The organism is Adlercreutzia equolifaciens (assembly GCF_029076695.1).
In the GTDB taxonomy this organism is placed as follows: domain Bacteria; phylum Actinomycetota; class Coriobacteriia; order Coriobacteriales; family Eggerthellaceae; genus Adlercreutzia; species Adlercreutzia equolifaciens_A.
Genome location: NZ_JARFIK010000002.1, coordinates 1,156,105 through 1,170,849, shown reverse-complemented (window position 1 = coordinate 1,170,849; position 14,745 = coordinate 1,156,105). Strand labels below are relative to the sequence as shown.

The following is a 14,745-nucleotide window of genomic DNA, read 5'->3' as shown; positions in this document are numbered from 1 at the left end:
AAGCCCATGGACTCAGCTCAGCTGGCCACCAAGGCCAATGACCTTCGCAAGGATATCCTGGCTATGATCACCGAGGCGGGAAGCGGCCACCCGGGCGGCTCGCTCTCGTGCACCGATATCCTCACGGCGCTCTATTTCGGCGGCGTGATGGACTACGATGCGGCCGACCCGCAGAAGCCCGGTCGCGACCGCTTTATTCTGGCCAAAGGCCATGCGGCGCCGGCGCTGTACGCTACGCTGGCCCATGCGGGCTATTTCCCCACGGAAGAGCTGAACACCCTGCGCAAGCTGGGCACCCGCCTGCAGGGTCATCCCGATTCCAACCTGGTGCCGGGCGTGGAGGTATCCACAGGCTCGCTGGGCCAGGGGCTTTCCGTGGCCGCCGGCTTGGCCGCCGGCCTTCGCCTGTCGGGTGAGGACGGCGTGGTGTTCACCGTGCTCGGTGACGGCGAGTGCGAAGAGGGCCAGGTATGGGAGGCGGCCATGTTCGCCGCCCATCAGCAGCTGGGCCGCCTGGTGGCCATCATCGACAACAACGGCCTGCAAATCGACGGCTCCATTGTGGATGTGTGCAACCCCGAAGACCTGGGCGCGAAGTTCGCCGCCTTCGGCTGGGATGTCGTCGAAGTGGACGGCCATGACATCGACGCCCTGGTAACGGTGCTCTCGGCAGCCAAGGACAATGCGGTGGACGAGGGCGCGCCGCTGTGCGTAGTGGCCCACACCGTCAAGGGCAAGGGCGTCTCCTTCATGGAGAACGTGGCTGGCTGGCACGGCAAGGCCCCGAGTGCCGAGGAACTGGAAACCGCGTTGGCGGAGCTGTCCGCCGCTTGTGCATAGGAGGCGTGCGATTATGGTGAAACTGGCTGACGCCGAGAAGGCCCAGACGAAGAAAGCTACCCGCGCCGCCTACGGCGCCACCCTGGCCGAGCTGGCCGAGGCGGGCGTTCCCGTGGTGGCGGTGGACGCCGACCTGACGGGCTCTACCACTACCAAGAAGCTGGCCGATGCCGGCTATGGAAACCGCCTGTTCAACTGCGGTATTGCCGAGCAGAACATGATCGATGTGGCCGCGGGCCTGTCCCTGGCGGGCAACGTGGCCTTCACGGGCTCCTTCGCCGTGTTCGGCACGGGACGCGCCTATGATCAAATTCGCAACACCGTGTGCTACTCCAACCTCAACGTGAAAATCGCCCCCACCCACGCTGGCGTGTCGGTAGGTCCCGACGGCGGCTCGCACCAGATGCTGGAGGACGTGTCCCTCATGCGCGGGCTGCCCGGTATGCGCGTGCTGGTGCCGGCCGATTACGCGGCGGCTCGCGCGGCCCTCAAGCTGGCGGCGGCCACGCCCGGTCCGGTCTACGTGCGCATGGGCCGCGCGGCCGTTCCCTGCGTCTACGACGATGACGTCGAGCTGGAGATCGGCGGTGCTTACCTGTTGCGCGAGGGCGCCGATGTCACCATCGTGGCCAACGGCATCGAGATCCGCGAGGCGCTCCTGGCGGCCGACACCCTGGCGGCCGAGGGCATCGAAGCCGAGGTCATCGACGCATTCTCGGTAAAGCCCTTGGATGCGGACACCATTCTGGCGTCGCTGAAGAAGACGGGCTGCGCCGTGGTGGCGGAGGAGCACTCGGTGATCGGCGGCTTGGGCTCCGCGGTGGCGGAACTGACGGCCGCGCAGTACCCCGTGCCGCTCGAGCAGGTGGGCGTGCGCGATCGCTTCGGCAAGTCCGGCGATCTTGACGAGCTGCTTACCTACTTCTCACTAGACGCTAACGCCATTGTTGAGGCTGTGAAGAAGGTTCGGGCGCGTAAGGGCCTGTGCTAGAATTACGAGCGTCTCAGTACACATTTAGCATGAACGGAGCAAGCTGTGACGAATGAACCTTACCAGGACGCCCCCGGGCGCACTGGTCGTCACGCTGGCCGCCCCAGCGCCCAGCCTACGGCGCGCGGTACTGCCAGCCATTCGCGAAAAGCGCAGATGACTTCCCAGTTGTCCCAGTCGCTTCCCGTCCTCGAAGTCGATGAGATGGCCGCCCCCATGGGCGCTCCGGTCATCACCTTCGATCACGTGACCAAAACCTATCCCGCGCAGCCGAACAAGCCGGCCCTGTCCGACGTGACGCTGCAAATCTTCGCCGGCGAGTTCGTCTTTCTGGTGGGCCACTCCGGATCCGGCAAGTCCACCTTCATTCGCCTGCTCACCCGCGAGATCAAGCCCACTACGGGCAAGATCTACGTGGCCGACGAAGATCTGACCACCATGCGCAACTGGCGCGTGCCGTACCTGCGCCGCAACATCGGCTGCGTGTTCCAGGACTTCAAGCTCCTGCCGAACAAGACGGTGTTCGAGAACGTGGCCTTCGCCCTGGAGGTAATCGGCAAGAGCCGTCACGTCATCAAGACCCAGGTGCCCGAGGTGCTGCGTCTGGTGGGCCTGTCCGACAAGCTCAACAGCTACCCCGATCAGCTGTCCGGCGGCCAGCAGCAGCGCGTGTCCATTGCCCGCGCCATCGTTAACCGTCCGCCGCTGCTCATCTGCGACGAGCCGACAGGTAACCTGGACCCGCAAACATCCCGCGGCATCATGGACCTGCTCGAGCGCATTAACCGCACGGGCACCACGGTGCTGGTGGCCACCCACGACCGCGAAATGGTCGACAACATGCGCCGTCGCGTTATTGCGCTGGACCGCGGCCATCTGACGCGCGACCAAGACAGGGGGGTGTACGGTTTCGATGTCTAGTCTGTTCTATTTCTTCAAGGAGTCGCTGCAGGGCTTTGCCCGCAACCTCTCCACGACGCTCGGCTCCATCATCACCATCTTCCTGTCGCTGCTCATCATCGGCGTGTTCTTGGTGGGCGGCACCATCGTCGAGCGTCTGGTCACCTCCATCGAGTCCGAGGTGTCCATTACCGCCTACTTGGCCGATGACGCTCCGCAGGAGTCCATCGACGAGCTGATGAACACCATCAAGGGCATGGACGGCGTGGCCACGGTGGGCTTTACCACCAAGGATCAGGCCCTTGAGAAGTTCAAGGAGTCCATGACCACCAACCCCGAGATCATCGAGCAGCTGGACGGCACGAACCCGCTGCCCGCGTCTATCGATATCGACCTTGCCGACCCGCAGATGGTGGACCAGATTGCCGATACTATCGAGGCCAACGAGACCTTCCGCTCTATTTGCGACAACCCCGACGATCCGGCCGACTCGCTCAAGTACGGCCAGAAGACGGTGGACAAGCTCTTCTCGGTGACGAAGTACGTGCGCTACCTGGGCGCGGCCCTTATCGTGCTGTTGGTGTTCATTGCCCTGGTGTTCATCAACAACACCATTCGCCTGGCCATCATGGCGCGCCGCAAGGAAATTGCCATCATGCGTCTGGTGGGCGCCTCCAACGGCTTCATTCGCGGGCCCTTCCTTATGGAAGGCGCGCTCCATGCGCTCATTGGCTCGCTTCTGGCCGTGGGCGTGCTGCAGTTGCTGCGCATGTACGCCATGCCCAAGCTGCAGAATGCCCTGTCCTTCCTGTCGCTCGATGTCAGCGGCACCACCTACGCCATGATTTACATCTCGCTGGTGGTGGCCGGCTTGGTCATCGGTCTTATCGGTTCGGCCTTCGCCATGCGCCGCTACTTGAAAGTCTAGCGACGGCAGGTACAATTTAGGTTGCAGGCGCGACCCTTCGGCTCTTCGCCGCAGGGTCGCGTTTTTCGTTTTGAGAAGGAGTATTGACCCATGGGCAATAAGGCTCGGCACACCTCGCTCAATCCCCAGGCACGCGGTGCGCGCCGCATGGAGCGGGCGAACAATCGCCTGCTGTTCCGACTGTTCATTGTGTTCATCCTGCTGGCTGTGGCCTTCGTGGGCGGTTTCGTGCTGCGCAGCCAGACCCAGCTCATTGCCTCGTGGGGCATTCCGGTCACCGATGCCGAGCAGGAGGCGCTCAACCAGGCTGCCACCCAAAGCAACGAGGAGTCCATTACGGCCCGCGTGGGCGATGTCGAGCGCATCTTGAACACCTACAGCTTGGACGAGATCAACCTGACCGACGCCACCTACACCATGCTGGACGACTTGATGAAGTCCACGGGCGATCCTTACGCCACCTATTACAACCCCGATGTGTACAACAGCTACATCAAGGAATCGACGGATCGCAGCTACGCCGGCATCGGCGTGGTGTTCGCCGACTACAACGGCCGCGCCTATGTGGCCGATGTGTTCGAGGGCTCCGAGGCGGAGGCCAAAGGGGTGCAGCAGGGCGACTATTTGGACTCCATCGACGGTACGGACGTGGCCACCTGGTCGATGACCGAGGTGGTGAACGCCCTGGCCAAGGACGAGGGCTCCGAGGTGACCATCACCTGGATGCGCCCCACGAGCCTTGACGCCCAAACGGGCGAGACCTTCACCACTACCTTGGTGTGCAAGGTGTACGAGGAGGCCAACCTCAGCACCGAGCTGGCCAAGGGGAAGGTGGGCGTTATCAAGCTGCGCCAGATTACCCAGAACTCCGCCGACTTGGTGAAGCAGGCGGTGGAGACGCTCACCGCCGAGGGCGCTACGTCCTTCGTGCTCGACCTGCGCGATAACCCGGGCGGCTATCTGACCCAGGCCGTGGACATTGCCAGCCTGTTCATCGAGAGCGGCGTCATCGTGGAGATTCAGACCGTCGATGGCCCCGCTTCCTCGAAGAAGGCCTCGGGCGCCACCATCACCTCGGCGCCGCTGGTGGTGCTGGTGAACAAGTACACCGCCGCCGCGGCCGAGGTGCTTGCCGCCGCGCTGCAGGACAACCAGCGCGCGGAAATTGTCGGCGAGACCACCTTGGGCAAGGGCTCGGTGCAGGTGGTGCGCGAACTGGATTTCGGCGGTGCCGTGCGCTATACGGCGGCGCTGTACCTAACGCCCCTGGGCTACCAAATCGATGACGTGGGCGTCGTGCCCCAAACGGTGGTGGCCAACGGCGACAGCGACGGCAAAACCGACGATCAGCGCATTGTGGCCCTCGATACGGCCCGCGCCCTGGCCCGAGAGGAGTAGTTCCATGGCTCGATCGCGCACGCGGCACTCCCATACGCGCCGCCGTCCCAAAGCGCAGCCGCGCGGCGTGCTGGTGGCGCGCACCGAAGGCTACGGCTTCGTGCAGACGGCCGAGGGGGAGTACTTCATTCCAGCCAGCGCCATGGGGGGCGCCTTCGACGGGGACCTCGTAGAGCTGGCCCCCTTGGGATCCAAAGGCCGCGCAGCTTCGCACGAAGGCGGTGTCGCGGGGCAGCCGGCGGCGCGCATTGTGCGCGTCATCGATCGGGCCCATGACACCGTGGTGGGGCGCTACGAGGTGGCCGAGCCCTTCGGCGTGGTGGTACCCGCCGACGCGCGCATTCCCTACGACGTGTTCACCATGCGCGCCGATTATCCCGACGTGCCCGATGGCGCGCTCGTGCGCGTGCGCATCTCCCAGTTCCCCTCGCGTCACAGTGCCGCCACAGGCGTTATCGAGGAGGTTATAGCCGAGAAGGCCGACGAGGCCACCGCCGGCGTGGATCTCATCGTCGGGCGCCACAAGTTGGAGACGGTCTTTTCGGAGGGGGCCTTGGCTGATGCGGCGGCGGCCACCTTGGATGAGGCGGGAGCCTTGGCCGCGGGCTATCGCGATCTGCGCGATCGCTTCGTGTTCACCATCGATCCCGCCGACGCCAAGGATTTCGACGACGCGCTGTCCATGGACTATGTGGGTCGCGAGGGTGCCTGGAACATTGCCACGGTCGACCTGTCCACGCTGCAGCCCCTGGATCGTAAGAAGCGCTCGGCTCGCGGCGTGTGGCGCTGCGGTGTGCATATTGCCGACGTGTCTCACTACGTGCCCTGGGGCTCTTCGGTAGACTTGGACGCCCGTCGCCGGGCCACCAGCGTCTATTTGGTGGACCGCGTCATTCCCATGCTGCCCCCGGCGCTCTCAGACAATCTGTGCTCGCTGCGTCCCGATGAGGATCGGCGCGCCATGACGGTGGATTTGTATCTGAACGATCAGGGCCAGGTCCTGCGCTCGGACATCTACCCGTCCCTTATTCGCTCGAACCAGCGCTTGACCTACCCCGAGGTGGCCGACATCTTGGTGGACTACAAGGCTGCTTCGGCGGCGGGGGTCGATTTGTCTTGGCGCCTGGTGGCCTGCTCGCGCTTGGCGAAGCTGCGCGATGCGGCCCGTCATGAGGCCGGCGGCATCGATTTCTCCACCACCGAGGCCAAGGTGGTGCTCGATGAGGATGGCCGTCCTGTCGACATTGCCCTGCGCCACAAGACCGAGGCCACGGCCTTGGTGGAGGAGGCTATGATTCTGGCCAACGAAACCGTGGCCGCGTTTTTGGAGCAGAAGAAGTTCCCGGGAATCTTCCGCGTCCATGAGGCTCCCGCCTCAGACGCCCTGGCGGGGTTGGTGCCCATCTTCCAGGAGTTTCCGTGGTTCGAGTCGTCCATGGTGCCGCGCCTTGTGGCCGGCGACCCCCATGTTATTCAGGACATTCTGGCAGCAGCGGCTGATCGGCCCGAGGGCGAGCTGGTCACCTCGCTGCTTTTGCGCTCCATGAAGCGCGCGCTCTACCGGCCGGTCAACGAGGGCCATTACGGTCTGGCCAGCACCGCCTACTGCCATTTCACCAGCCCCATTCGCCGGTACCCGGATTTGGTGGTGCATCGCATGCTGCGGGCGGCGCTGACGCGACGTCCCGAGAAGTTCGACCAGGAAGTGGCCGCGCTGCCCTGGATTGCCGAGCATTCCTCGGATATGGAGCGCGTAGCCGACGAGGCGGCGCGCCAATCCCAGGAGCTTAAGATGATCGAGTACCTGCAGCAGTTCCTGGGGCAGGCGTTCTCGGCGGTGGTATCCGGGGTGGCCACCTACGGGCTATACGTGCGGCTCGACTGCACGGCCGAGGGGCTTCTTCCCGTGCGGGCCTTGGGCGACGAGTACTTCGCCTTCGATCCCGATCGCCACACCTTGACCGGTTCCGATAGCGGAAAGTGCTATCGCCTGGGCCAGCGCGTGGCCGTCGTGCTCAAGGTGGCCGATCCCGCAACGCTCACCCTGGAGTTCGGCCTGGCCGGAGGCGGAAGGGCCTAGGGTCATGGTCAGCATCTACATCGCCCTGTACCTGTTTCTTGCCGGCGCCGGAGGCGGATCCTTTTTGCTGGGATCCGTGGTGGACCTGGTGCTGCGTTTTCGGCCGCAAGCGGCTCGTGGGTGGTTCGCCCGCGTCAGCCCGGTCACCGATGCCGGATTGGTGCTGGGGCCGGTGCTCGTGGTGGCCAGCGCAATCTTTCTCGTCCTTGATTTGGGGGTACCGGAAAAGGCGTTCTATCTGTTTCTCGTCTCGAGCCAAAGCTTGCTCTCCCTGGGCGCCTGGGCCATTCTGCTGTTCGCCGTCGCCGCTTTCGGGGCCCTGGTGCTGGGCTTTGTGGCGGGAGACAGCGGTGATGAGGGTGAGGTCGACCCTTCGGCGCGTCGGGTGATCCTGCGCGTTGCCGAGCTGGGATGCAGTCTGATGGCTACGGGACTTGCCCTTTTCGTGGTGGTGTACTCGGGCGTCTTTCTGGCGCTCTATCCGTCGCTGCCGCTTTTGCATACCCCCTGGGTGCCTGTGCTCTTTGTGGCCTCGGCGCTGGCCACGGGGCTCGCCTCGCTGATGGTGGTGGCCTTCTTCCGTCAGCCAGTACCGGGCATGGTCGAGGGAGCCCGCGCCCTTTTGGGTCTCGACGCAGTGCTGGTGGCCTTGGAGGCTGTGGCGCTGACCGTGTTTCTGGTGGTCTCTCTGGTCAGCGGTTTTCCCGCGCGCGAGGGTGCCCTGCTGCTGCTTGCGGGAACTTTGGCCCCGGCATTTTGGGGCGGCGTGGTAGTGCTCGGTCTGGTGGCGCCCTTCTCGGTGGATGTAGTCTGCCGCGCGTTGCCCTCGTTTTCGGCGGTAGCGCTGGGCGCGGCGGGAACGCTTTTGGGCGGTCTGTTTCTGCGCGTAGTGCTCCTCATGGCCACGCAGCGCTTCAATCTGGCCTTTATGAGTGTGCTGCCGTTCTGGACCTAGGGGCTTGGCGTACGTTTGCTGTCGTCGTCCACTGTGGTACTATGACACGTAAGCTAAGAGAAAGGCGCGATTATGGCCACAAAAGAAGAAGTGCGTGATGCCGTAGGCACCCAAGAGGATGCCTATGCCTTCCGCATCAACGAGCGCAGCGTCGTGCCCATTTGGATTCAAATTCGCAAGCGCCTGGTCTATCTTATTTCTGCGGGGAAGTTCGAGCGCGGTGACAGATTGCCGTCGGTTCGCGAGCTGTCGGTGCGCCTCGGCGTAAACTACAACACGGTGAACAAGGTGTACCAGGACCTCGAGCGTGATGGCTATATCTACACGCAGCGCGGTCGCGGAACCTACGTCTCCGATCTCAAGGGGGTCAAGCTCTCGGCGGTCGACGAGGACGTGGAAGCACTGGCCATTGATTTCGTGCAGCAGGCGCTTACCAAGGGCATGCGCTCGGAGGATATCCACGATCTGGTATCCGAGCAGCTTATCCTGCTGGGGGGAGCCGTCTAGCGGCAGCCGTTCGACCGAGGGGGCAGCGTGAGAAGCAAACCGAAGCAAGCGTCGGAGCAGCAACCAACGCCGGCGCGGGCCACGGCCTTGGCCGGGTCTATGGCGGCGCCGACGGCAAAGAAAACGTCGCGCAACAGCGTCTATGTCTTTGCGGTGGCGTTATTCCTTATCGTAGGCGGCGTCTTTGCCTTGCTCACGTGGTCGCTCAGCGAGCCTGTGGCCCTTATCGGCGGAGCCGTCCTGGGGCTTGTGGCGGCCAGTTCCGTGCGTATCGCGCCCCAGTGGGAGCGCGTCATTATTCTGCGTCTGGGACGTTTCAGCCGCATCGGCGGCCCGGGACTCTATTTCGTTGCTCCCATTGTGGAGTCGGTGGCGGCCCGTGTCGATCAGCGCATGATCACTACGCCCTTCTCGGCCGAAGAGGCGCTGACGGCCGACTTGGTGCCACTGGGCATCGACGCCGTGCTGTTCTGGATGGTATGGGACCCGAAGGATGCCTGCGTCGAGGTGGAGGACTACTCCTCGGCCGTGTGGTGGGCGGCCCAAACGGCGCTGCGCGATGCGGTGGGACGCATCAATCTTGCTGAAGTGGCCACGCGTCGCGAGCAGCTGGACAACGAGGTCAAGGAAATACTGGAGGAGAAGACGCGCACCTGGGGCATCACCGTTATATCGGTGGAGATCCGCGACATTGCCGTGCCTTCCGAGTTGCAAGATGCCCTTTCCAAAGAAGCTCAGGCCGAGCGCGAGCGCAACTCGCGTCTGCTGTTGGCCGAGGTGGAGAAGGATATCTCCGAGATGTTCGTCGAGGCGGCCTCGGTCTACGAGCAGAATGACAAGGCCCTGCAGTTGCGCACCATGAATCTTATCTACGAGAGTGTGAAGGAAAAGGGCGGCCTCATCATTGCGCCCAGTGCTTTTGGCGAGGCATTCAACAACATCGAGGGATTCCTCAAGTAGGGTAATTTCGTCACAAACATGAGCCCCTTTTGCTCTGGTGCAGAAGGGGCTCGCTGCTTTTCGCGTCGCTCTAGCGCCGGGTGTTTGGCCTTCGGCATGGCCTTTGAACGGGCAAAAGTTACCTATGGGTAAAATTGATTATTCATCAATTAGGACAATCTAAGTGGTTGATTGTCATAGTGTAGTAGTGTACCTTGACAATATGCATCAGAGAGATGCGAGGAGGGTCTTCCCGGGGAGGGGAGGCCAAGAGGGCTCCCGCATGATGCGGGGGTTCAAAAGAATAGAAGGGGGTAAAACCATGGGCGAGAACGGTCTGAACGTCAGCCGTCGAGGGTTCGTGGCAGGAGCCAGTGCTGTGGCTCTTGGAGCTGGTCTTGCGGGATGCGCTCCCGCGGCCGAAGAGCAGAAGGGGACCGATCTGGCGAATACGTCGCCGATGCCTGAGAAAATGGCCTATGATCCCAATGCCGGAGAGTGGATTCCCACCACCTGCAACATGTGCTTCAACAACTGCTCCATCAAGGCCCATGTCATCGACGGCGTGGTAGTGGAGCTGACGGGCAATCCCGATAGCCCCATCGGCAACGGCCATATTTGCGGCAAGGGTGCCGCGGGCATCATGCAGCTCTACGATCCCAACCGCATCACCAAGCCGCTCAAGCGTACCAACCCCAAAAAGGGCCCCGACGAGGATCCCGGCTGGGTGGAGATCGAGTGGGACGAGGCCTTCGATATTATCGATGAGAAGTTCTCTGCTGCCGCCGCCGAGAATCCGGGCAACATCGGCAGCTTCTCCATGGTGTCCAGCCAGGCGGGCAGCTTGGTGAAGGGTATGGCCCTGGGCGCGCTCTACGGCACCTACGAGCCCGCCAACGCCACGGCCGACCTGTGCGGCACCGGCGTGCATCAGCTCAGCTACATCTACACGGGTGCCGGCAATGCCATGCCCGACTACAAGTACTGCAACTACCTCATCCAGTTCGGCACGAACGCGGGCGCAGCCACGCGTCACGGCTTCAACATGACGGCCAGCCTGTACTCCCAGCGCCGCTCCGAGGGCCTGCGCGTCGTGAACTTCGACCCGCACATGAGTGCCGGCGCCGAAACGGCCGACCAGTGGGTGCCCATCAAGCCCTCCACCGATGCCGCGGCAGCCAACTCCATCGCCTGCGTGCTGGTGCACGAGCTCGATCTGATCGATCGCGAGTACCTGACCAACCGCACCAACGGCCCGGCTTTGGTCAGTGATAAGACCCAGCGCGTGCTGCGCGATAAGAGCAGCAACAAGGCGCTGTACATGGACACCACCGACAACAAGGCCAAGCCCTACGACGAGTGCGCCGCTCCGGCCCTGGAAGGCACCTTCACGGTGGATGGCGAGGCCTGCACGACGGGCTTCAGCCTCTACAAGGAGCACATCAAGAAGTACACGCCCGAGTACCAGGAGGCCATCACCTCGGTGCCTGCTGACACTATCCGTCAGGTGGCCAAGGAGTTCGGCGAGGCTGCCTGCATCGGCGAGACCATCGAGATCGACGGCAAGACCATGCCGTTCCGCCCTGCCTGCGTCGACATGTTCTCGGGCATGACGCGCCACAAGCATGCCTTCCATGCCTGCTGGTCGGTCATCTTCCTGAATGTACTGGTAGGCTCGGCCAATTCCGTGGGCGGCCTGCTGGGCTTCGACCCGGCTTGCAACGGCTGGACCGACGACGCTGAGCCCTACGTCACTTGGCGCCCCGGTATTTGGGAAGAGGACGGCTTCATCGAGGACGTGTCCCTGATGCTGGCCTATCCGGGCTCGTACTATCGCAACGTGCGCGAGTTCGAGTACGTACCCACCGACATGTCCATGCTGGGCTTGCAGCCCATCGGCGCCGACGCCCAGTTCTTCAACATTGCCCAGGCCAATCCCGATCTGTACCACACGCAGCCCATCAAGGTTGCTCTGTACTACGGTTGCAACCCCATCAAGTGGTGGGCCAACCATGACGAGATGCGCGAGACCATGGGCAAGCTCGACTTCATCGTGGGCATCGACCTGTTCCTCAACGACTCGTCCTACTACTACGACATCTTCCTGCCCGAGGCCAACTACCTCGAGCGCAGCGAGCCGTTGCCTCACTTCTTCCTGAACCATCGCGTTATCGGCGGTCTGGATGTCCCGTGGACCATCGGCGTGTGGCAGAAGGTTGTGGAGCCGAAGGACGGCGGCATGGGCATCTTCTCCATCATGGGCGAGCTGGCTCACCGCAAGGGTCTCGATGCCAACTACATCGGCCTGATGAACAGTGTGTACCGCGTCAAGGAGGAGTACTCCATTCCCATGGACCAGAAGTTCGACATCGAGGCGTTCTGCGACTCGGTGCTGAAGAGCCTGGTAGACGAGGAGCACAACTGGGAGTGGTTCAAGGCCAACGGCGTGTACACCCATCCGCGTGACTTCGACGAGATGTACATCTGGGCCGATAACGCCCCGGGCAAGGTGCCGCTGTACTGGGACTTCATGTTCGAGGCCAAGGAGAAGATCGAGGCCAGCGTCAAGAAGCTGGACATTCCTTGGGAAACCGACGACTATCAGCCGTTCCCCGACTGGAAGCCTTCGGTGGAGTGGGAGCTCGACGAGCCCGACTTCGACCTGTTCCCCATCTACTACACCGACTCCATCAACGTTGACTCCTGGAGCGTGGAGAATCCCTACATCGACGAGATCAACCGCGAGAACCCCTATGCCTACGCCATCGAGATGAATGCGGCGACGGCGAAGGCCAAGGGCCTGGCAGACGGCGATCAGGTGCGTCTGACCAGTTTGCACGACTCGTTCGTGGAGGGCACCATCATGACCTCCGAGAAGATTCATCCGGATTGCCTGAGCGTTATTGCCGGCAGCTGGGGCTCCAATTCCGAGTTCCTGCCCCTTGCCAAGGGCAAGGGCACGGCGGTGGCGCACCTGGTGCCTGGCCGTGATCCGAAGCGTCTGGATCACATCTGCTCCGCACTTGATCAGACGGTCCGCGTCAAGATCGAGAAGATCTCTTAAGGGGGGAGACCATAATGACTTACGGAATGCTTATTGACCTCAAGAAGTGCATCGGCTGCCATGCCTGCTCGGTGGCGTGCAAAGAGGCTCATGGAACCCGCCCTGGCGTGCGTCGCTCCCGCGTGACGCGCGAGCTGGAGGGTGCCTATCCCGACGTGCGCATGACGTCCTATCCCATGCTGTGCATGCAGTGCGAGAACGCGCCCTGTGTGGAAATTTGCCCCACCGGCGCCTCCATCAAGCGCGATGACGGCATCGTGGTCATCAACAAGGATGAGTGCATCGGCTGCAAGAGCTGCATGAACGCCTGCCCTTACGACGCCCGCCAGTTCAGCGAGGACGAGAGCGGCTACTTCGGTGAGACGCTCAACGAGTACGAGGATCTCATGTATCCCACCATGCCCGCGGGCACCATGGATAAGTGCACCTTCTGCGCTGAGCGCATCGATGCCGGCGATGGCCAGATGCAGGCCTGCGTGGCCGCTTGCCCCGGTGGAGCGCGCACTTTCGGCGACCTGGAAACGCTGAAGGCCCAGGCCGAGGCCGAGGGCGGCTTCCAGCTGCTGCCCGAGGAGGGCACCAACCCCTCGGTGTGGTATCTGCCGAAGAAGGTGAACGAAGCCTAGTTCGGGCAAGAGGAATATCGAATCCCCGGCGTTGCCGCTCGTTTTGATGGGTGGTGACGCCCCGGGTTAAAGGAAATATCTCCCTCCCTGAGGACGGCGACCTCCTCCCGGTCGCCGTCCTTTTTTTCGTTGCTGGGAAAATTGCTGCCTTATCGTGGGGAAGTGCTTCGTGCATGGTTCTTTGCGCGAAAGAATCGTCGTGAAGATGCCGTGAGGGAGAGGTGTGAGACGAAGGGGCGCGATACGGTGGGTATAATGGCCTTGTCCCTCTTGCGAGAAAGGTAGCCGTGAACACGCGCGCATCTGACGGAGCCGTTGACCAGGCAAGTCCGTCTTCATTCATCCATGAGCTCATTTGCCGCTTCGAAGAGGAAGTGGGCACCTATCAGATCGACACGGTCATCGAAGAAGTGGTGTTCACGATACTCGTCGACGGGGCGGCCGTGCGCGATATGACCTGCTCGCCCTGGCACATCCGCGAACTGGTTATCGGGAGCCTCTACACTTCGGGGAAAATCGACTGCATCGAGGATGTGGCATCGGTTGAGGTGGACGAAGAGGCCGGTGAGGTGCGCGTGCGCACCGTCGGGGAAAACAGCAGCCGCCCCGAAACGGCTGGAGCAGTGGTCGACCGGGTGCTCTGTCCGACGGCGCGGCCTTCGGTGTCGGTCGAGCCCATGCTCACGGCTGAAGAGGTGTCGACGCGCATTGGCTTTTTGGAAGGGAACTCCCAGCTGTTCCATCGCACCGGCGGCGTGCACAGCGCCGTGCTGGTGGATGGCGAAGGGGAGCTCGTTGCCTGGTTCGAGGATATCGGGCGGCACAACGCCCTCGACAAGCTGGCGGGCTGGTGCGTGATGAACCACGTTGATGCCAGCGACAAGATCCTCCTGTTCAGCGGCCGAGTACCCCGTGAGATCATCGCGCGCGCCATCCGCATCGGCGTTCCCGTAGTCATATCCCCGGGCGCGCCCACGAACCTGTCCATCGCCCTGGCCTGCGAGCACGGCATCACCCTCATCGGCTTCGCCAAAAACGGCAAGTTCAACGTCTACACCCACGCCACCCGCATCAAACCGGCAGAGTAGCCCGTCCCTCCGTCGGCGACCGCTTGTTTTCCCTCGTTGGGTGAGGAGCGAAAGGGCGGGGGTGTTCCGCAGGGCACCGTCTGAACACTGAAAAGAAGGCGGCCGAAGGCCGCCCAGTAGATGCATGAAGGAGCGCAGCGCCCGAGCGAAGCGAGTCAGCGGAGCGGCGCGTGCCCGGAGGAATACCGCCGTCCTTTCGCGGACAACCAAGGAACGCTCCCGTTGGGGGTTAGGCCCTGAGAAGCCAGGTTCCACGATGGGGCGTGCTGGCCAGGTTCCAAGATGGGGTGGTTTGGTACCCCTGCGGTACCGTCGGAAAATTTCTGACCTGGGGTTTCTCTGTAGCAGGGAACCATTTCCCCTTATTTTGGCAGTCTATACGATACCAAACAGGCCGTTCTTGGAACTTAATTGCGGCGCGTGCCCGGA

General features: G+C 62.7%; 12 protein-coding genes. All 12 read left to right on the top strand.

Annotation, left to right across the window (positions count from 1 at the left end; all coding sequences use genetic code 11):
- The first annotated feature begins 6 nt into the window (after window positions 1-6).
- The 12 genes from PZH32_RS10400 to fdhD all read left to right on the top strand — a co-directional run bounded on the left by PZH32_RS10400 (window position 7) and on the right by fdhD (window position 14,316).
- Window positions 7-840, top strand: coding sequence for a transketolase (locus PZH32_RS10400; protein WP_275208059.1), 834 nt, complete (start codon window positions 7-9; stop codon window positions 838-840).
- A 13-nt stretch (window positions 841-853) separates the two neighbouring features.
- Complete coding sequence (locus tag PZH32_RS10395; protein WP_275208057.1) at window positions 854-1,831, top strand: transketolase family protein; 978 nt, start codon at window positions 854-856, stop codon at window positions 1,829-1,831.
- A gap of 156 nt (window positions 1,832-1,987) precedes the next feature.
- Window positions 1,988-2,752, top strand: a complete 765-nt coding sequence (gene ftsE, locus PZH32_RS10390; protein ID WP_275208231.1) for a cell division ATP-binding protein FtsE — start codon at window positions 1,988-1,990, stop codon at window positions 2,750-2,752.
- Window positions 2,745-3,659 carry a permease-like cell division protein FtsX gene (ftsX, locus tag PZH32_RS10385; protein ID WP_275208055.1) on the top strand — a complete coding sequence of 305 codons (915 nt, stop codon included), beginning with the start codon at window positions 2,745-2,747 and terminating at the stop codon, window positions 3,657-3,659. The genes ftsE and ftsX overlap by 8 nt, the downstream gene beginning before the upstream one ends.
- Before the next feature lie 90 nt (window positions 3,660-3,749).
- Window positions 3,750-5,057 carry a S41 family peptidase gene (locus PZH32_RS10380; protein ID WP_275208054.1) on the top strand — a complete coding sequence of 436 codons (1,308 nt, stop codon included), beginning with the start codon at window positions 3,750-3,752 and terminating at the stop codon, window positions 5,055-5,057.
- Window positions 5,058-5,061: 4 nt separating this feature from the next.
- Window positions 5,062-7,137: a ribonuclease R family protein gene (locus PZH32_RS10375; protein ID WP_275208052.1), complete on the top strand. Its 2,076-nt coding sequence runs from the start codon at window positions 5,062-5,064 to the stop codon at window positions 7,135-7,137.
- A gap of 4 nt (window positions 7,138-7,141) precedes the next feature.
- The gene (gene nrfD / locus PZH32_RS10370) at window positions 7,142-8,092 is read left to right on the top strand and encodes an NrfD/PsrC family molybdoenzyme membrane anchor subunit (RefSeq protein WP_275208050.1); all 951 of its coding nucleotides are present in this window, start codon (window positions 7,142-7,144) and stop codon (window positions 8,090-8,092) included.
- A gap of 72 nt (window positions 8,093-8,164) precedes the next feature.
- The gene (locus tag PZH32_RS10365) at window positions 8,165-8,599 is read left to right on the top strand and encodes a GntR family transcriptional regulator (RefSeq protein WP_275208048.1); all 435 of its coding nucleotides are present in this window, start codon (window positions 8,165-8,167) and stop codon (window positions 8,597-8,599) included.
- 27 nt (window positions 8,600-8,626) lie between these two features.
- Entirely contained in the window at window positions 8,627-9,559 is a 933-nt protein-coding gene (locus PZH32_RS10360; RefSeq protein WP_275208046.1) for a slipin family protein, read from the top strand.
- A 301-nt stretch (window positions 9,560-9,860) separates the two neighbouring features.
- Window positions 9,861-12,602 carry a molybdopterin-dependent oxidoreductase gene (locus PZH32_RS10355; RefSeq protein ID WP_275208045.1) on the top strand — a complete coding sequence of 914 codons (2,742 nt, stop codon included), beginning with the start codon at window positions 9,861-9,863 and terminating at the stop codon, window positions 12,600-12,602.
- A 14-nt stretch (window positions 12,603-12,616) separates the two neighbouring features.
- On the top strand, window positions 12,617-13,228 hold the full coding sequence (locus tag PZH32_RS10350) for a 4Fe-4S dicluster domain-containing protein (RefSeq protein ID WP_275208043.1): 612 nt from the start codon (window positions 12,617-12,619) through the stop codon (window positions 13,226-13,228).
- A 287-nt stretch (window positions 13,229-13,515) separates the two neighbouring features.
- Window positions 13,516-14,316 (top strand): formate dehydrogenase accessory sulfurtransferase FdhD, encoded by an 801-nt coding sequence (gene fdhD / locus PZH32_RS10345; RefSeq protein ID WP_275208042.1) that lies wholly within the window; start codon window positions 13,516-13,518, stop codon window positions 14,314-14,316.
- Window positions 14,317-14,745: the final 429 nt, after the last annotated feature.

Excerpts from the sequence above, each read along its gene's own strand:
- PZH32_RS10355 (WP_275208045.1), top strand. The coding sequence starts at position 9,861 with ATGGGCGAGAACGGTCTGAACGTCAGCCGTCGAGGGTTCGTGGCAGGA.
- PZH32_RS10400 (WP_275208059.1), top strand. The coding sequence starts at position 7 with ATGGACTCAGCTCAGCTGGCCACCAAGGCCAATGACCTTCGCAAGGAT.
- PZH32_RS10395 (WP_275208057.1), top strand. The coding sequence starts at position 854 with ATGGTGAAACTGGCTGACGCCGAGAAGGCCCAGACGAAGAAAGCTACC.
- nrfD (WP_275208050.1), top strand. The coding sequence starts at position 7,142 with ATGGTCAGCATCTACATCGCCCTGTACCTGTTTCTTGCCGGCGCCGGA.
- ftsX (WP_275208055.1), top strand. The coding sequence starts at position 2,745 with ATGTCTAGTCTGTTCTATTTCTTCAAGGAGTCGCTGCAGGGCTTTGCC.
- ftsE (WP_275208231.1), top strand. The coding sequence starts at position 1,988 with ATGACTTCCCAGTTGTCCCAGTCGCTTCCCGTCCTCGAAGTCGATGAG.
- PZH32_RS10350 (WP_275208043.1), top strand. The coding sequence starts at position 12,617 with ATGACTTACGGAATGCTTATTGACCTCAAGAAGTGCATCGGCTGCCAT.
- PZH32_RS10380 (WP_275208054.1), top strand. The coding sequence starts at position 3,750 with ATGGGCAATAAGGCTCGGCACACCTCGCTCAATCCCCAGGCACGCGGT.
- PZH32_RS10365 (WP_275208048.1), top strand. The coding sequence starts at position 8,165 with ATGGCCACAAAAGAAGAAGTGCGTGATGCCGTAGGCACCCAAGAGGAT.
- PZH32_RS10375 (WP_275208052.1), top strand. The coding sequence starts at position 5,062 with ATGGCTCGATCGCGCACGCGGCACTCCCATACGCGCCGCCGTCCCAAA.